This is a genomic window from Buchnera aphidicola (Stegophylla sp.) (assembly GCF_005080785.1).
Classification (GTDB): Bacteria; Pseudomonadota; Gammaproteobacteria; order Enterobacterales; family Enterobacteriaceae; genus Buchnera_L; species Buchnera_L aphidicola_AQ.
In genome coordinates this window covers 86,856-107,407 of record NZ_CP032998.1, presented here as the reverse complement: position 1 = coordinate 107,407, position 20,552 = coordinate 86,856, and the positions used below count along the sequence as shown (strand labels likewise).

Sequence of the window (20,552 nt, the reverse complement as noted above, 5' to 3'; positions counted from 1 at the left end):
AATCTATCCCCCCCAACACACACCTACATTCAAAATAAATGATTAATTGTTAAAAATAAAACGCAATTTATATTGTGATACTGTATTTTTATGTATTATTTTTTTCATCGCCAATCTATCTAAAATAGATTGAACATGATAAAATTCCTTCATAGCAATATTTTTTTTTTTTAAAGTAATAGCTAAAAATACTTTTTTCATAAAAGTACGTAACATCGATTTTCGACTGGTGTTATAACATCGTTTTCTTTGAGATTTTATATTATGTTGTTTAGACGATTTAATATTCGCCATATTAGCCTCTCATTGCATGTCAAACATTCTTACCCAATATATAACAATAATTATAACAATATTTATAAAAATAAAATTTATTTTTTCAATATAAAAAATTTTTACACAATATTATTAATATAAAAAATAAATAATAAATATAACAATGTAAAACTCTAAAATCTATATTATATTCAAAAATAATAAGGATCCAATGAATCATTATAAAAACACACTCAATTTACCAAAAACTAATTTTCCAATGAAAGGAAATTTAACAATCCAAGAACCTAATATTCTCAAAAAATGGCAAAAATATGATATATACCAAATAATTAGACAAAAAAATCAAAAAAAAAAAATTTTCTTACTTCATGATGGACCACCATATGCTAACGGCAATATTCATATTGGACATGCTATAAATAAAATTTTAAAAGATATTATTATTAAATCTAAAACTCTATCCGGATTTAATACTCCATATACCCCCATTTGGGATTGTCATGGACTACCCATTGAACATATCATTGAACAAAAATTTGGTACACCAAATCAAAATATAACAAAAAATAAATTTCGAAATTTATGTCGAAATTATGCAATGAAACAAGTGAAAAAACAAAAAAAAGATTTTATACGATTGGGTATATTCGCCAATTGGAAAAACTTTGAATTAACTATGAGCCCCAAATTTGAATCAAACGTTATTAAAAATTTAAATACAATTATTAAAAACAAACACTTATATAAAGGATTTAAACCAGTTCATTGGTGTTTAAATTGTCAATCATCTTTAGCAGACGCAGAAGTCGAATATCATAATAAAATTTCAGAATCAATTATAATGATGTTTAAAATAATAAACAATAATATTTTTAAAAAAATAATACCTATCCAATTAATATATCCAATATATATATTAATTTGGACAACAACACCATGGACTCTTCCTGCAAATCGAGCTATTGCAGTACATCCTTATTTTAAATATCAATTAATAAAATTAAAAAAATACTACATAATTGTAGAAAAAAAATTAGTCCTAAATGTAATGAAAAAAATAAACATCAAACAATGGACTGTAGTTAGTACAATAATAGGAAAAAAATTAGAATTTACTAAATTTTTACATCCCTTTCTTAACTTTCAATTACCAATCATACTATCTCATCATGTTAATTCAGATTCCGGAACAGGAGCTGTACATATAGCACCTGATTATGGACCAGACGACTACATAATTAGCAAAAAATATAACATAAATATTACAAATATTATCAATTCAAAAGGTTATTATAAAAATAACATACACCACACTATCAATAAAAAAAATATATTTACAAGTAATAAAATTATCATAAATTTAATTAAAAATAATAATTTATTATTATATGAAAATACAATTACGCATTCCTATCCCCACTGTTGGAGACATAAAACACCTATTATTTTCCGAGCCACTTCACAATGGTTTATTAATATTGAAAATAGTAAAATAAAAGAAGAATCAATTAATCAAATCAATCAAGTAACATGGATTCCTAAATGGGGTCATAGTTTAATGAAAAATATGTTAATTAATCGACCCGATTGGTGTATATCAAGACAAAGAACATGGGGAATACCAATTCCAATCTTTACACATAAAAAAAAAGGAACATTACACCCTGAAACAAACAACATAATTAAAAAAATATTAAATATCATTAATCTAAAAGGATCAGAAATATGGTGGAAAATAAAAAAAAAAGACATCATAAAAAAAGATTATAAAAAATATAACAAATCCAATGACATATTAGACGTATGGTTTGAATCAGGATGTACACAAACTTTAAAAATATATAATTTAGAAAATCAAAAAAATATTACTAATATGTATTTAGAAGGACCTGATCAATATAGAGGATGGTTTATGTCATCATTAATTATATCCCAAGCAATTAATAAACCAATACCATATCAAGAATTATTAACACACGGTTTTGCTATGGATAAAGAAGGGAAAAAAATGTCAAAATCTATAGGTAATATTATTACTCCTAATGAAATTATAGAATCTTTCGGAGCAGATATATTACGATTATGGGTGGCCTCAACAAATTATACTAATGATGTTATCATATCAAAAAAAATATTATACCAAATATCCGATAATTATAGAAAAATTCGTAATACAAGTAGATTTTTATTAGCAAATATTTATGATTTTCAACCCAATATACATAAAATAAGTTTTTCTAACATGATAATTTTAGATAAATGGATTATTCACCAAACCCAAGTGATACAAAAAAAAATTATTCAATTATATAACAATTATAAATTTTATGAAATAGTTCAAAAAATAATTAAATTTTGTTCAGTAGAATTAGGATCTTTTTATTTAGACATTATTAAAGATAGGCAATATACAACAAATAAAAATAGTCTTTTAAGACGAAGTTGTCAAACTGCTATGTATTATATTATACATTCTATAGTTAGATGGATCACACCAATTTTATCATTTACAGCAGATGAAATATGGAATTACTTACCAGAAAAAAATAATAATTGTTTATTTACTGAAGAATGGTTAAATTTACCATATGACAATTTATTAGATAATAATATAATTAAAAATAAAATATGGATTCAATTATTTACGATTAAATCAGAAGTAAATAAAATAATAGAAAAAAAAAAAAAAAATAAAAAAATTAAAAGTTCATTAGAAACTTCTATGACGCTATATATAAATCAAAAATTATATAATACCTTAAAAATATTTAAAAACGAATTAAAATTTATATTTTTAGTATCTCAAGTAAAAATTAAACATTATAAAAATATACATATAAATATTGATATAAACAAAAAAAACAAAAAATTCAAAATAAAAATAAAAAAATATTTAGGTATAAAATGTCCAAGATGTTGGAATTATTTTAATCAAAATAATATATATAAACAAGATAAAAATCTATGTGATCGATGTAATAAAAATATATATGGTCATGGAGAAAAACGTCAATTTGTATAAAAATTTTATACTTAATATTATTTATCTACATTTTACTATTCACTAAAACACATTGAACAATTATATAACAATAACATTATTAAAACACTAATAAATATAATATACCAATATATATTATAAACAAAATTTAAAATGTTTATATATTAATACATACTATTACAATTTTAAATATATGAAAAATTTTACGTCTCAAAATATAAAAATCATAATATATCAAAATACAACATATATTTACGCATAAATATATATTCAATTACTTCATAACAATACAATTAAAGAAAATAAAAAATGAATAAAAAAAATATTCTCATTACAATAACTGGAGCATATGGAAGAATGGGAACCAGTTTAATTCAAGAAATAAAAAAACACAAAAATATCCTACTTAACTTTGTGATAGTAAAAAAAAAAAAAAATAATATTCAATTAAATCAAAAAAAACAAATAGAAATTATTGAAAATATAGAAAATTTAAAAAATAAGATACATCAATTTGATGTACTAATTGACTTTAGTACACCAAAATCAACATTACAATACTTAGAAATATGTAAAACATATAAAAAAAATATTATTATTGGCACCACAGGTTTTAACCAAAAAGAAATAAATATTATTAAAAATTATTCTAAATATATTGGAATTGTATTTTCATACAACTTTAGCGTAGGTATTAACTTAATTTTTAAATTACTAAAAACAACTAGTCAAATTTTAGATTCATCATATGATATCGAAATTCTTGAATCACATCATAGAAATAAAATAGATTCACCATCAGGAACAGCCTTAAAAATAGGTGAAATTATTGCAAAAAATAAAAAATGGAATTTAGAAGAATGCAGTATATATAGAAAAAAAGAAATCACACAAACTAGAAAAAATAATAAAATTGGATTTTCTATAATACGCGGAGGTGACACAATAGGAGAACATACCATTATATATGCAGGAATAGGTGAAAAAATTCAAATCAGTCATATCGCAAACAATAGAGATGCTTTTTCTAAAGGCGCCATAAAAGCAGCCATTTGGATTCAAAAACAAAACCCTGGATTATATAATATGATGGATGTATTAAATATATAACAATAAATTTAAAATATGAAAAAAATAATAATAATCTTCAATAATTATTATAGGAGAATCATTTGACACAATATGCACTATTAGTATTAGAAGATGGAACAATATTTCAAGGAAAATCTATAGGATATAACGGAATCACTATTGGAGAAATAGTTTTTAATACCTCTATGACGGGATACCAAGAAATCCTTACTGATCCATCATATAAAAATCAAATTATTACATTTACATATCCCCATATTGGCAATACCGGAATTAATAAATATGATACAGAATCCAATCATATCCAAGTAAAAGGTATTATTATACGTGACATATCTTTATCAAATAATCATTGTGATAGCATATATAATCTTTCTGAATATTTAAAATATCATCATATTATAGGAATATCGAATCTTGATACTAGAAAAATTACTAGAATAATACGAAACCAAGGTACACAATACGGTTGTATAATAACAAAATATAACTTTTCATTAGCTTACAAATATACAAAAAATTTTTATGAACACAAAAATATGTATTTAGTACAAACAAGTAACAAAAAAAAAATTTATCATTGGACCCCTACAAAAAACATAACTATAAAAAAAACAATAAAAAACAAAAAAAAACTATTTCACATTATAGTTTATGATTTTGGTATTAAAAACAGTATTTTACAAATATTATCCAAACATGGATGCTATTTCACTATTGTACCTTCGGATACTTCTTATAAAAAAATATTACATCTTCAACCTGACGGAATCATACTTTCCAATGGTCCAGGTGATCCCAGATTTTATAATAATGCTATTACAAACATTAAAAATATTATACGTATTAATATACCTACTTTTGGCATTTGTTTAGGACATCAGTTATTAGCATTATCACAAGGAGCAAAAATAATAAAAATGAAATTTGGGCATCATGGTAGCAATCATCCTGTACAAAATATTCAAACCAAACAAGTCATGATTACAACACAAAATCATAATTTTACTATTGATCATAAAAATATTCCTAACAACATTCACATTACACATATTTCATTATTTGACAAAACAATACAAGGAATTCAAATTATAAATAAAAGTGCTTTCAGTTTCCAAGGCCATCCAGAATCCAGCCCTGGACCACACGATGCAAAACCATTATTTAATACATTTATTAATTATATAATCAATACACCAAAGCTATATTAACATAAGGGAAGATATGCCAAAATGTCATGATATTAAATCTATTCTAATTATTGGAGCAGGACCCATTATTATTGGACAAGCTTGTGAATTTGATTATTCAGGAACTCAAGCATGTAAAGCACTAAAAGAAGAAGGTTATAGAATAATATTAATTAATTCTAACCCAGCAACAATTATGACTGATCCTCATATAGCTGATTCTACATATATTGAACCTATCAATTGGAAAATAATAAAAAAAATTATTGAAAAAGAAAAACCTGATGCATTATTACCGACTATGGGTGGACAAACTGCATTAAATTGTGTTTTAGAATTAGATAAAAAAGGAATAATATCAAAACATAATATTAAAGTTATAGGTGCTAACATTGAATCAATTAAAAAATCAGAAAATAGAAACATGTTTAAAAAATGTATTAAAAAAATTGGATTAAAAACCGCAAAATGTGATATCACAAAAAATATACAACATGCTATAAAAATATCTAAAAAAATTGGATTTCCATGTATTATTCGACCATCCTTTACCATGGGAGGTTCAGGAGGAGGAATTGCACATAATCTCGAAGAATTTAAAATAATATGCAAAAAAGGATTTAGTTTATCACACAATCAAGAATTATTAATTGATGAATCTTTAATAGGATGGAAAGAATATGAAATGGAAGTAATAAGAGATAAAAACAATAATTGTATTATAATATGTAGTATTGAAAATATAGATCCAATGGGTATACATACTGGAGATTCAATAACAGTAGCACCAGCTCAAACATTAACTGATAAAGAATATCAAAAAATGCGAGATGCATCAATAAAAATATTACAAGAAATTGGTGTAGAAACAGGAGGTGCAAATGTTCAATTTGCTATTAATCAAAAAAATAATAATATGATAGTTATCGAAATGAATCCTAGAGTGTCTCGATCATCTGCTTTAGCTTCTAAAGCAACAGGTTTTCCTATAGCAAAAATTGCTGCTAAATTAGCTATTGGTTACACATTAGATGAATTAAAAAATGATATTACTTCAAATACCCCAGCTTCTTTTGAACCAACTATAGATTATGTAGTTACTAAAATTCCAAGATTTAATTTTGAAAAATTTGTAGGTTGTAATGATCGATTAACCACTCAAATGAAATCCGTCGGTGAAGTTATGGCGATCGGACGAAACTTTCAAGAATCTATTCAAAAAGCTATTCAAGGATTAGAAATTGGATATAGTGGTTTTAATACACAAATCAATATTCACAATTTAAAAAATAAAAAAAAAATACAATATGAATTAAAAAACCCAGGTTCTAAAAGATTATGGTATATTGCTGATGCATTAAGAATAGGATGGTCTATTAACGATATTTATCAATTAACACATATAGACCCATGGTTTTTAACACAAATAAAAAATATTATTCATACTGAAAATATTATTATCAATACACCAATACAAAAAATAAATTATCAATTTCTATATAAAATAAAGAAAAAAGGTTTTTCTGATTTAAGAATAGCTGAATTAATGCATACTTCTGAAAAAAAAATCAGAAAAATTCGTCATCATTATAATTTACATCCTGTATACAAAAGAATAGACACATGTTCATCAGAATTTAATACAAAGACTGCATATATGTATTCCACATGGGAAGATGAATGTGAATCGAATATTAATATAACGAAAAAAAAAATTATTATATTAGGTGGAGGACCAAATAGAATTGGTCAGGGAATAGAATTCGATTATTGCTGTGTACATGCATCGCAAGCATTACGAGAAGATGGATATGAAACTATTATGATTAATTGCAATCCTGAAACAGTTTCTACAGATTATGATATATCTGATAAACTATATTTTGAACCTATCACTGTAGAAAATGTATTAGAAATTGCTCGTATTGAAAAACCAAAAGGTATAATCATTCAATATGGAGGACAAACACCTTTAAAATTAGCGAAAAAATTAGAAAAATCAAATATACCAATTATTGGAACTAATTCACACTCTATTGATCAAGCAGAAGATAGAAATAAATTTCAAAAAATTGTATCATCTTTAAAATTTAAACAACCTAAAAACGCTACTATTACTACAATAAAAGAAGGTATATTACAATCTGAAATAATTACATATCCTATTATGGTACGTCCATCATATGTTTTAGGTGGAAGATATATGCAAATTGTATACAATAAAAAAAATCTCATACACTACTTCAATAACATTCTTAAACCTTCAATTCATAATCCGATATTACTAGACCATTATTTAGAAAATGCAACAGAAGTAGATGTCGACATTATTTGTGATGGTAAAAACGTTTTAATTGGTGGAATTATGGAACATATTGAACAAGCTGGTGTACATTCTGGTGATTCTGCTTGTTCTATACCAACATATACAATAAAAACTGAAATACAAGAAAAAATAAAAAAACAAATTATTCAATTAGCTTTTGCTTTATCTGTAAAAGGATTAATGAATACACAATTAGCTATTCAAAATAATAATATATATATTATAGAAGTTAATCCTAGAGCATCACGTACTATTCCATTTGTATCAAAATCTATTGGTATTCCATTAGCTAAAATAGCTGCTAGGGTTATGAATGGTATAACACTGAAACAACAAGGATATACTAAAGAAATTATCCCATATTATTTTTCTATCAAAGAATCTATTTTACCATTTAATAAATTTTCTGAAGTGAATGTTATATTAGGTCCAGAAATGAAATCTACTGGAGAAATTATGGGTATTGGAAAAAGTTTTCCTTACGCTTTTTCTAAAGCTATGTTAAGTACTACAAATATTAGAATTAAAAAATCTAAAAAAGTATTACTATCATTCAAAAAAACAGATAGAAAATACGTAATTAACTTAGCAATACAACTAATACAATTAGGATTTCAATTAGATGCAACCAAAAAAACAAATAAAATCCTCCAAAAAATAGGAATACATGCTCGACATGTAAACACTATTCATGAAACCAGACCTAATATTCACGATCACTTACAAAACCAAGAATATTCATATATTATTGATACCAATATATCACACCATCAATCATATTCAGAATCTAAATTAATTTGTAATATAGCGATGAAATATAATATACATTATGATACTACTGTAAATGCTGCATACGCTACTATTATGTCTTTAAAAGTTAATCCCTATAAAAACATTTTAACTTTACAAAATATGCATAAAAAAAATAAAATACTATCAATATCATAATTATGATCGAAACCACATTTTGTCATTCCATCTTATTATGCTTAATTCTCTCCCCCAACAACAACCAGTATCTAAAGATATAATATTATTATTATATGATATAATCTTTTTAGGTAAAGATGCCCAATGACCAAAAAAAATTGAATATTTTTTAGGGATTAAATTTTTAAAAGTAAACCAAGGTTTTAAACATGTTTTGTTATATAATTCATTCGGAGAACATTTATATCTCATATCTAACAATTTATTTAAATAACAATAACGCATTCTCGTAAAAATATTAATACTAAATTTTATTTGTTCTAAATAACTCATATTTTCTTTCCATAAACAACACGAACTTGTATGTTTAATTTTTTTTAAAAAATCAATATAATTTTCACTAGACAAATAATATTCTATTATATTTGAATAATTTTGAACAGTATTAATATCCCATAATGGATAAACACCAGCATGAACCATAATTATTTTCTGTTTTTTATCTACAATAAATAGTGGCTGTTTTCTTAACCAATCTATTAATACATCTGAATCATGTGATTCAAATAATACTTTTAAATTATCATTTTTATCAAAATTTTTTATACCAAAATATATTAAAATTGCTCTTATATCATGATTTCCTAAAACAATCTTTACTCTTGTGCCTAAAGATTTTAAAAAACGTAACACTTCTAAAGATTGTTGACCCCTTGATACCAAATCACCCGCAACCCATAAAGAATCATAATCAGGATTGAAAGATATTTTTTTTAATAATACTTGTAATTTATTATAACAACCATGAATATCACTAGTTAAATAAATACTCATAAAAATCCTTATATGATAACATAATTAATAAAATTAATTTTTATTATATTTTGAAAAATACAAAAAATTAGCCATTTTACAATAATTAAATACTGAAACATTTTCTGCTCGTTCAAACGGATTAATACCTAAATATAATAATGTATCTTCTGTAAAAATATTAGATAAACTATTTTTTAACATTTTTCTTCTTTTTTGAAATGCTGCTAACGTAACAATGTTTAAACAATTTATATGATATTTAGAATATAAAGATAATATTTTCGGTGTTATTTTTATAAAAATAGATTGTACTTGAGGCTCAGGAAAAAAAGAAATTGGTAAAACATGAAAACATAAAAAAATATCATAGTAACACTGAGAAATAACACTTAATCTACCATATAGTTTACTGCCAGGTAATGCAACAAAACGTTCTGCTACTTCTTTCTGAACCATAAAATACATATCAAAAATATATGTTTTAAACTGTATCAAATATAATATAAATGAAACTGAAATATTATAAGGTAAATTACCAAAAATACGTAATAATCTATAAGTTTTAACTGCAATTTCACGAAAATCAAAAATATTTACATCTTGTATAAATATTTTTATTTTTTGACTCAATTGGCTCTGTATTAAAAATTTCGATAATTCTTTATCTAATTCAATAACAATTAATTTATCTAATATATTACATATAGGTTTAGTTAACGATGCTAACCCTGGTCCTACTTCTATTAATAATTCATGTTTCTTCGGATTAAGAATATTAATAATTTTATTAACAATACTTCTTTTACATAAAAAATGCTGACCAAATTTTTTTTTAGCAACATACGGTTTTAACAAAATAATATTCATCAACTATTATGTTTAAAATATATAATAAAATAAATTATAAATAATTAGATACTAAACATATTATATTATACATGATATTAATTATATAACATATTTTAATATATATATTTATAATATATTAATTTTATTATATTATACAATAAAAAATAATTTTAACAATTAAAATATTCATTAATATTAATATTTATTACAATATAATTATTGTAATATATTAATGAAAATTTATAGAAATATTATAATTCATTAAAATAATTTGATAATATTAATATATTTTATATAAAAATATATTTATAATATAAAAATATATTTTATTATAATAGAATACATGATTATAATTAATTACCACTACAAAAGATCATACTTTATGGAAGAATGGCTTAAGTATTTTTTAACACAATCTCTATCTTACGCTTTTGTAATTATTGCAATAATCACTTTTCTAGAATCACTAGCACTAATTGGTTTATTAATACCTGGTATTGTACTCATGACTACCATTGGTATCATGATTGGTAATAAACAATTATCATTATATTCGACATGGATTAGTGGAATTATAGGATGTTTTTTAGGTGATTGTATTTCATACTATATCGGATGGAAATGCAAAAAATGGATATACAAAAACAAATTATTTCAGAAAAATATAAAAATATTTAATAAAATCAAAGCAACTATACATCAATATAGTATGCTAACAATATTAATTGGAAAATTTATTGGACCTACTAGACCATTAATACCAATGATTGCTGGAATGTTAAAAATTCCCATAAAAAAATTTTTAATTCCTAGTGTTATCGGATGTATTTTATGGCCCTTAATATACTTCTTACCAGGAATTATAACTAGTATTATGATAAATACTTCCTTTTTTATTTATCCGATAAAAAATTCATTCACATGGACATCAATAATTATTCCATGTATTCTATGGCATGGATGTTGGTTATGTTGGAAATTATGGAAAAATAAAAAACAAAAGAAAATATCTCAAATATTCTCAAAAAAAAATATTATTTTTTGCATAATTATTGATTTATTAATTGGAAGTACGATTTTTCTTTATACTCAATATTATTTAATAATAATAATTTTCAAACAATTATTATAAAATATATCAAACATCTCAATCATATTAAAAATTCAAAATAAATCATACAATCGGTACGAGAGGATTTGAACCTCTGACCCCTGGCACCCCATGACAGTGCGCTACCAAACTGCGCTACGTACCGAAAGATGAATAAAATATTTATTATATCATAACGGATTTAATATAAAAATCAATATGTAGTAATTTTAATTTAAAACAATGACGTTGTACTTCTTTAACAATAACTGTATATTTCAATTTATTAACTACTAAAATAATTATACTATTATAAAATTTAGAATCTCTTTGCATATTAAAAACTAAATCATGATCCAATTCAATATAAATAACTGGTTGTTGATTACCATACATAACACATGGAATCTTATTATGTAATCTTCTTAATCGTCTACTATAACATGTTCCTTGATTGATACGAATATTTCCATGTATTAAAAACATATTTTTTCCTAATATTATAAAATTGTTATACACTCAAACCATTTAAATAAATAAATCAATAAAATATTCAAATAGTACAATGTACAATTTACTATTTATAATAAATCTTATATATATCAAAATGATACTTTATAATTTTATTCGATATAGTCATTATTGATAACAAATAAAAATAAAAATATATCATAATCAATAAGTACAATTTTACAGTTTATAAGATATATTCCTAATTAAAATCATAAAATAAAAAATATTTTCTATAATATATTAAAAAATAAAAATAATAATTACAATATAATTATATCATATTTATAATACTATAATACATATAAAATATAATATATTTATTCAAACATGTTATTTATACAATAAAATATTTTGATTATAATATCATACAGTATTTTAATACTACTAAAAAAAATAAAATTATCTTTCATACATTGTATTCAAAACAATGAATCAAATGGTAATTATATTACATTTTCTAAAATATTAAATTAAATATATTTTAAACAATAAAATAAAAAATAAATTATTCCCAACTTCAAAAATAATATAATAAATAACATTTTTGAAATATTATATTTTCAAATATCTTCACTTAGTAAAAAAAATAATTATACCCAATTATAATAATAATTTAATAATACAAAAAATATTTTTATTATAATATTTTAATCATTATATTATACAATACGAATATATAAAATAAATACTCAATAATATATTTTATTAAAGTAAAATTATTTATTATACAATAATCAATTATATAATTAATAACAACGATGAATACAAAAAATACTACAACATGCCATAATTTAATATTAAAATTACAACAATTTTGGTCACAACATGGTTGTATTATTATGCAACCAATAGATATCACGGTAGGAGCTGGAACATTTCATTATCATACTTTCTTAAAAGCAATTGGTCCAGAACCATTAAATATGGCATACTTACAAACTTCGAGAAGACCAACCGATGGACGATATGGTCAAAATCCAAATAGATTACAACAATATTATCAATTTCAAGTAGTTATTAAACCTGCACCTAAAAATATTCAATTATTATATTTACAATCACTAAAAAATATTAACCTCAATCCAATACAAAATGACATACGATTTATAGAAGATAATTGGGAAAACCCTACTTTAGGAGCATGGGGTATAGGTTGGGAAATATGGTTAAACGGTATGGAAATTACACAATTCACTTATTTTCAACAAATAGGAGGATTAAATTGTGATCCAGTTACAGTAGAAATAACATATGGAATAGAAAGAATAGCTATGAATCTCCAAAATGTTAATACTATATATGAAATTGTATGGGATAAAAATAAATTTCATCAAATTACCTACAAAGAATTATTTTATCAAAATGAAATAGAACAATCGATATATAATTTTCAACACTCTAATATTCACACTTTATCCAATTTATTTAATCAACATTTATTAGAATCAGAACGATTACTACTATTAAAACCAAAATTAATTGTTCCTGCTTATGAACATATACTATATGCAACACATAATTTTAATTTAATTGATGCAAAACAAATTATTTCTAATACTGAAAGGAAACAATATATTTCTAAAATACGAAAAATATCAACAAAAATAGCAAAATGTTATTACAAATTTAGAAAAAAAAAAGGTTTTCCTCTACTATACTCAAGGCAAAATAAAAATGAATGATAAAACTATTTTAGTAGAAATAGGAACAGAAGACATGCCATCAAACATGATTAAAAAAATAGCAAAAAATTTTTATCAAAATGTTCAATGTGAATTAAAAAAATATTCTATTTTTTTTAATCATGCACAATTATTTTATACACCTCGAAGAATAGCAATACAGATTAAAAAAATAAAAATATCATCTACGAAAAAAGTAATAAAAAAAAAAGGACCTGCAATCAAAAATGCATTTGATCATCAAGGCCAATTAACTCTTGCTGCAGCAAAATGGATGGAAAAATTTAATATACATATTAATAATGTGAAAACATTTAAAAACAACAAAGGAGAATGGTTATTATATGAAAGCTATTCAAAAAAAAAAAACATCAAAGATATTATTCCTAAAATTATTCAATCTTCAATAGAAAAAATTTCTGATTCAAAAATTATGCTATGGAATGAAAAAAAAATAAAATTTTTAAGACCTATAAGAAATATTACCATACTAATTAATCAAAAATCCATTATATCAAATATATTTGGAATTACTTCAAATCGATATGTATTCGGAAACATATCTACCATACCAAAAAAAATTAAAATCCATCATGCAAAAGAATACGAAAAATTACTAATACATAATGGACAAGTAATACCAAATTTTCACGAAAGAAAAAATATTATTCAAGAAAAAGCACAAAATATTATACAAAATATAAATGGAAAATTAAATATTTCACACAATTTATTAGAAGAAATTGCTTGTTTAGTAGAATGGCCAATAGTATTACACGGCAAATTTAAAAAAAAATTTTTATCTATTCCAAAAAAAATATTAATATATATCCTAGAATCAATACAAAAATACTTGCCGGTATATAATAAAAATAATCAATTAACTAACCATTTTCTTATTATTGCTAATATTGAATGTAGTAATCCTAATCAAATTATTAAAGGAAATGAACGTGTTTTACACGCTAAATTATCTGATATCAATTTCTTTCTACATAACGATAAAAAAAAAACATTAGAATCATATTTACCTTTACTAAAAAATATTATATTTCAAAAAAAATTAGGATCTATGTATGACAAAACTAAAAGATTAATAAAATTAATACAATATATATCTAAATACGTAACTATAAATATACAAGATAGTATTCGTGTTGCTTATTTATCAAAATGCGATTTAAAAACCCAGATGGTTTATGAATTTCCAGAATTACAAGGTATTGTCGGTATGTATTATGCTTTAAATAATAATGAACCTAAACATATTGCAATATCATTAAAAGAACAATATCAACCAAAATTTTCTACAGATTTAATCCCATCTAATTTAATTGGATGTATATTGTCTATAACAGATAAAATCGATACTATAGTAGGATTATTCATAATTAATCAACAACCCACAAAAAATAAAGATCCATTACAAATAAGACGATCTTCTATTGGTATTATAAAAATTATTTTAAAAAAAAAAATCAATATTAATCTATTAAAATTAATCCAAAAATCAATTCATTTATACCATATAAATACCCAAAATAATATTGAAAATAAAATTATGAAATTTATATTCAATAGAATATATACATGGTATCACAAAAAACAATACAATACTAATATTATTCAATCCGTATTATCACATAAAATAAACAATATATTCGATATACATTTAAGAATTAGAGCACTACAAAAATTTAAAAATCACATACACTTCAATACATTATTCATTACTTACAAGAGAATATACAATCTAATTAATACCATAACCATACAATCAAACAAAAAAAATATAATATCTTTAAAAATAATAAACAATTTAAAAGAAAAAAAAATATTTATTCAAACTAATAACATTATAAAAATTTTACATGCTTATATTGCAAAACAAAAATATAAAAAATCATTAAAAATTTTATTTATCCTAAGTAAAATAACAAACAATTTATTAAATACAATTTCTATTAAATATGATAATGATCAATTAAAAAATAATAGAATCCAATTATTAATAGAAATAAAAAATACTTTTTTAAAAATTACTAATTTTTTAATATTACAACCTACAATTGATAATTCTAAATAAATTATAAAAACAACAATATAATATCAATGTAAAACTTATTATTTTATTTTATTAATATTTTATATTTTTCAAAAATACAATATTATATATAATATTATAATATTCAAAAATAAATAAAACATATCGAATACAATATTTATGATATTATATACAATTTATTATCATATCCTTAAATATTTAAATTAAAATATAATAATATTATATCACATATAAAGATAAATAAAAATATAAAATTTTATCCAATACAATACTATAACTGCTGGAAAATTATGTGAATAATATTGAACATAAAGATTATATAAATAACAAAATATAATAAAAATATTATAAAATACATGTTAATTATAAAATATTAAATATAATTAACTATATTATAAAAAATATATTTATAATTATAAATAAATTTATCAATGAAATAATTCTAATTTATCATCATTATAACTATTATAATTAATAAAAGAAATAATTAAACAATTAAATTTTAAATATATATTAATAAAAACATATTTATAAATTATTTTTATATTACCAAATAATATCATATCAATTTTAAATACCATACTTAAAAATATAACTACTTACGTAACACAGCACCAAATTTTTTTTTTAAAATTTCCATACAAGTATTAGTCATATCATTCACTTCTTGATCCTTATAAGTCTTATAACAATTTTGAAATATTAAAGACAAAGAAACACTTTTTTTTCCTTGAGGTATACCAGTACCTTTATATACATCAAATATTTTAATATCTACTATATCATATAAAAATTTTTTTTTACATTCCTGAATAAGATTACCCACAAAAATATTGTTATCTACCAATATTGAAATATCTCTAATGCTAATAGGAAAATCAGAAAAATTTTTTATATTAATAATATAATTAAAAGGCATTTTTTTCCAAAAAAACTCAAATAAAAATACATTACCAATTATATCAAATTTTTTTAACAATATAGGATGTAAAGCACCAAAACTACCAATAATTACATTTTTATAATAAATGACCGCACTTTGATGAGGATGTAATCCATATATTTGTTTATAACCAAAATGAATATCATCCAAATATCCAATAGACTCCAACAAAAATTCCACATCCCCTTTAATATCATAAAAATCCATTTTTTTCATAGAAACATCCCAATGTTTTTTATCATTGATACTCGACCCCATAATACCTGAAAGTAATAAATCTTGTTTTACTTTTAATAATTCTTTTGTATTAGGTGAAAAACATAAACCACTTTCAAATAATTTAATTTCATTATATTGTCGATTTTGATGATATAAAAATGTTTTAATTAAACCAATCCATAACGAAATACGCATACATGACAAATCTCGAGAAATGGGATTTAATAAAGATAAATATTTTTTATTCGGATACATTAAACGTTGCATATGAACATTAACAAAACTATAACTAATAATTTCATGATAACCTTTATCAACTAAAGCATATTTAGCTCTTTTTAAAACGTTTTCTGCTATATTATTTTTAATAACAGGATCATAAACTTTAAAATAAATAGGAACAATATTATCATACTGATAAATACGTACTATTTCTGAAATAATATCTTCTTCAATTTTTATATCTAATCTCCAAGTCGGAGGCAAAAGATCATAAAACTGACTATTACTCCTAATTATATTATATCCTAATCGATCTAAAATATTATACACTATATTATGATTAATATCATACCCTACTATTCGTTTAATATTTTGATAATATAAACGAATGACCTTAATATACGTATAATATTTTTTAGAAATATATTTAACAACAGGACCAGAATCACCTCCACAAATTTTTAAAAATAAACTAGATATATAATTAATGGATTTTGTCTGTAACGCAGGATCAACATAATAATCATTTATAATAAAATTGGGATTACTTCTCTTAAAATGATATAATGAATTAGACAATAATTCCAAATCAATAAAGAAAGACGCAATATACAATGAAGTATCATCTAAATTAATAGAAAAAATATCAGAATTATTAATTCCTATAACCGACAAAATTTCCCCAATACTAGAAAACACTATAACTTTATTATTTAAAACAATATTTTTATAATAATATTGTTTTTTATTAAAAATATTACAAAATTCTAAAGATATCTTATCTATTTGACTTAAAAAATTAAAAACATAAAAAAATTGTCCTAATTCTATACGTACATAATTTAAAATATCAACAACAATATTTACCGAATCAACATGACATTTTCGTAACCTTTCTTTCATCCACAAAGGGGTTTCAACTTTTAAATTAATATTTTTAATTAATATTGTTCTATAACTAAATGCAATATCATCAATTTTTACATTTATTTTAAATTGATCTGTTGTCTTTTGTAAAATATTAACATGATTAATTTTAGGCAATTCAAAATTATTTAAAATAGATATCTCTCTTGCAATACCTAAAATACCTAAAGCATCCATTCTGTTATGTAAAATGTTCATTTTAAATATATGATCACGATAAAATTCACAATCATACAAATTACTTCCTACCTTAATATTATTTGGAACCTCTATAATATTTTTACAACCTCCAAACATACCTAAATCATTAAATGAACATATTTTACCATATGAATATACATTACCAATTTTTAATTCATTAATAACAACATTATTCGATAATATTGATCCAATTTTAGCAACAACAACTTTTGTATTAATTTGATATTTTTTTTTATTACAAATAACTATTAATTTTTTAATTTGACCCAAATTGATTGTTAATATTTGATAATCTTGTAAAGTGTCATGAAAAGAACATGAAATAATTTCACCAATAACTACATTGTATAAATTATTCGATATATTTTCTTTGATCTCTTCTACTTCTAATCCAGACTGTGTCATTTGTGTATAAATATTCGAAATATTAACTAAAGGATTAATCCAATCACAAAGCCATTTTTCACTAAATCGCATTAATAATACCTACTTCTTTTAAATTGTTTAAGAAATTTTAAATCATTTTTAAAAAATAAACGTAAATCTTGAATACCATAATATAACATAATAATTCTTTCAATTCCAATACCAAATGCTAATCCAGAATATATATTATTATTAATATTAAAACGTTTCAAAACATTCGGATGTACCATACCGCAACCTAAAATTTCTAACCATGAACAATCATTTTGCATAATATCAACTTCAGCAGATAAAATAGTAAAAGGAAAATAAGAAGATCGAAATCTAAATTGCATTTTTTCATTAAAAAAATCATTCAAAAAACTATTAATAATCCATTTTAAATGCGCAAAATTAATATTTTTATCAATTACTAAACCTTCTATTTGATGAAACATAGGACTATGTGTAACATCACAATCTTTTCGAAACACTTTTCCTGGAACAATAACTTGAATAGGAAGTTGTTTTTCTTTAATAATACGAATTTGCATATTCGACGTTTGTGTTCTTAAAAGTCTTTCAGAATCAAACCAAAAAGTATCTTGAAGATTCCGAGCAGGATGAAACTTAGGTATATTTAAAGCTTCAAAATTATGAAAATCATTTTCTATTTCCAAACCACCATGAATAATATTAAATCCTAATTTATTAAAAAAAGATTCTATATAATAAATCATTTGAGTAATCGGATGTATAGATCCAATACTTTCCTTTCGTCCTGGAAGAGAAATATCTAATTGCTCTGAAAATACCTGATGTTGTACTGTGACATTTTCTAAATATGTTTTTTTAATTTTAATTTCATGATAAATATATTTTTTAATATCATTAATTATTTTTCCAATTTTTTTTTTCTTTTCATATGGCATTTCCCGTAATTGATTAATTTCTAATTGAATATATCCTCGTTTTCCAAGATATTTAACTCTTAATTTTTCTAAATCGTTCACATTTTTAACAAGACTCATGGATGTTGTAAAATTGTTAATCAAATTATTTTTATTAATAACTTTGTTTTTCATAATTATGACACATAATTAAATAAAGCTTCCATAAGGAAGCTTATATTATCCATTTTTACTACATTATACATAATACAAAAACTAATTAATCATTTCTTGTACAGCATCTTGAGATTTTTGTATTAATAAATTAAATGTATCCCGATCACAAAAAGCAATATTAGATAAACATTTACGATTTATAATAATATTCAACTTTTTTAATCCATACATAAAAATACTATATGTTATATTACTTTTTCTAACTGCTGCATTAATTCTTGAAATCCATAATCTTCTCAATTGTCTTTTTTTTTGTCTTCTATCACGATATGCATACTGACCTGATTTAATAACTGCTTGATAAGCAACTCGATAAACTCGAGATCGAGCACCATAATACCCTTTCGCTTGTTTTAAAATCTTTTTATGACGAGCATGAGCAATGACGCCTCGTTTAATACGAACCATTAAAACTCCTATTAAAATATATAAAAATATTACTATAATTATGTATTAATTAAAGTAAGGCAAACAAGATTTCACTTGTCTCAAATCATGTTTTGAAACAATAATTTTCACACGAAGATGTCTTTTACGTTTCGATGTTTTTTTAGTGAGAATATGACGTAAATTAGCTTGTTTACGTTTAAATTTTCCAAACGAATATTGTTTAAATCTTTTCGCAGCACTTTTTAATGTTTTCATTTTTGACATAATTAATTATACTCAAATTAA

General features: G+C 22.3%; 15 protein-coding genes and 1 tRNA gene. 7 read left to right on the top strand and 9 right to left on the bottom strand.

The window, feature by feature from the left end:
* Positions 1–42: 42 nt before the first annotated feature.
* Entirely contained in the window at positions 43–294 is a 252-nt protein-coding gene (gene rpsT / locus D9V79_RS00485; RefSeq protein ID WP_158351638.1) for a 30S ribosomal protein S20, read from the bottom strand.
* A 193-nt stretch (positions 295–487) separates the two neighbouring features.
* Here rpsT and ileS point away from each other — a divergent pair, with 193 nt between their 5' ends.
* From ileS to carB, 4 genes are all read left to right on the top strand, one after another.
* Positions 488–3,301 (top strand): isoleucine--tRNA ligase, encoded by a 2,814-nt coding sequence (ileS, locus tag D9V79_RS00480; protein WP_158351636.1) that lies wholly within the window; start codon positions 488–490, stop codon positions 3,299–3,301.
* 288 nt (positions 3,302–3,589) lie between these two features.
* Positions 3,590–4,390, top strand: a complete 801-nt coding sequence (gene dapB / locus D9V79_RS00475; RefSeq protein ID WP_158351634.1) for a 4-hydroxy-tetrahydrodipicolinate reductase — start codon at positions 3,590–3,592, stop codon at positions 4,388–4,390.
* A gap of 62 nt (positions 4,391–4,452) precedes the next feature.
* Positions 4,453–5,583 (top strand): glutamine-hydrolyzing carbamoyl-phosphate synthase small subunit, encoded by a 1,131-nt coding sequence (carA, locus tag D9V79_RS00470; RefSeq protein WP_158351632.1) that lies wholly within the window; start codon positions 4,453–4,455, stop codon positions 5,581–5,583.
* Between the two features lie 13 nt (positions 5,584–5,596).
* Positions 5,597–8,836, top strand: a complete 3,240-nt coding sequence (gene carB / locus D9V79_RS00465) for a carbamoyl-phosphate synthase large subunit (RefSeq protein ID WP_158351630.1) — start codon at positions 5,597–5,599, stop codon at positions 8,834–8,836.
* Here carB and D9V79_RS00460 read toward each other — a convergent pair whose 3' ends face one another.
* Positions 8,837–9,652 carry a symmetrical bis(5'-nucleosyl)-tetraphosphatase gene (locus D9V79_RS00460; protein ID WP_158351628.1) on the bottom strand — a complete coding sequence of 272 codons (816 nt, stop codon included), beginning with the start codon at positions 9,650–9,652 and terminating at the stop codon, positions 8,837–8,839.
* Positions 9,653–9,685: 33 nt separating this feature from the next.
* Positions 9,686–10,501: a 16S rRNA (adenine(1518)-N(6)/adenine(1519)-N(6))-dimethyltransferase RsmA gene (gene rsmA / locus D9V79_RS00455; protein WP_158351626.1), complete on the bottom strand. Its 816-nt coding sequence runs from the start codon at positions 10,499–10,501 to the stop codon at positions 9,686–9,688.
* A gap of 364 nt (positions 10,502–10,865) precedes the next feature.
* Here rsmA and D9V79_RS00450 point away from each other — a divergent pair, with 364 nt between their 5' ends.
* Positions 10,866–11,615: a DedA family protein gene (locus D9V79_RS00450; RefSeq protein WP_158351624.1), complete on the top strand. Its 750-nt coding sequence runs from the start codon at positions 10,866–10,868 to the stop codon at positions 11,613–11,615.
* A gap of 50 nt (positions 11,616–11,665) precedes the next feature.
* On the opposite strand, the gene D9V79_RS00445 is transcribed toward D9V79_RS00450, so the two are convergent.
* Together D9V79_RS00445 and rplY are read right to left on the bottom strand one after the other, a co-directional pair.
* Positions 11,666–11,739 (bottom strand) — tRNA-Pro (locus D9V79_RS00445).
* Positions 11,740–11,759: 20 nt separating this feature from the next.
* Positions 11,760–12,059 carry a 50S ribosomal protein L25 gene (rplY, locus tag D9V79_RS00440; protein ID WP_158351622.1) on the bottom strand — a complete coding sequence of 100 codons (300 nt, stop codon included), beginning with the start codon at positions 12,057–12,059 and terminating at the stop codon, positions 11,760–11,762.
* Positions 12,060–12,844: 785 nt separating this feature from the next.
* Between rplY and glyQ the strand changes: the two genes are divergently transcribed.
* Positions 12,845–13,768 (top strand): glycine--tRNA ligase subunit alpha, encoded by a 924-nt coding sequence (glyQ, locus tag D9V79_RS00435; protein ID WP_158351620.1) that lies wholly within the window; start codon positions 12,845–12,847, stop codon positions 13,766–13,768.
* Positions 13,761–15,854 carry a glycine--tRNA ligase subunit beta gene (glyS, locus tag D9V79_RS00430; protein ID WP_158351617.1) on the top strand — a complete coding sequence of 698 codons (2,094 nt, stop codon included), beginning with the start codon at positions 13,761–13,763 and terminating at the stop codon, positions 15,852–15,854. The genes glyQ and glyS overlap by 8 nt, the downstream gene beginning before the upstream one ends.
* 574 nt (positions 15,855–16,428) lie before the next feature.
* Here glyS and pheT read toward each other — a convergent pair.
* From pheT to rpmI, 4 genes are all read right to left on the bottom strand, one after another.
* The gene (gene pheT, locus D9V79_RS00425; protein WP_158351615.1) at positions 16,429–18,822 is read right to left on the bottom strand and encodes a phenylalanine--tRNA ligase subunit beta; all 2,394 of its coding nucleotides are present in this window, start codon (positions 18,820–18,822) and stop codon (positions 16,429–16,431) included.
* The gene (pheS, locus tag D9V79_RS00420) at positions 18,822–19,835 is read right to left on the bottom strand and encodes a phenylalanine--tRNA ligase subunit alpha (RefSeq protein ID WP_158351613.1); all 1,014 of its coding nucleotides are present in this window, start codon (positions 19,833–19,835) and stop codon (positions 18,822–18,824) included. The genes pheT and pheS overlap by 1 nt, the downstream gene beginning before the upstream one ends.
* Positions 19,836–19,916: 81 nt before the next feature.
* Entirely contained in the window at positions 19,917–20,285 is a 369-nt protein-coding gene (gene rplT / locus D9V79_RS00415) for a 50S ribosomal protein L20 (protein WP_158351611.1), read from the bottom strand.
* A 45-nt stretch (positions 20,286–20,330) separates the two neighbouring features.
* Positions 20,331–20,531 (bottom strand): 50S ribosomal protein L35, encoded by a 201-nt coding sequence (gene rpmI, locus D9V79_RS00410; RefSeq protein WP_158351609.1) that lies wholly within the window; start codon positions 20,529–20,531, stop codon positions 20,331–20,333.
* Positions 20,532–20,552: the final 21 nt, after the last annotated feature.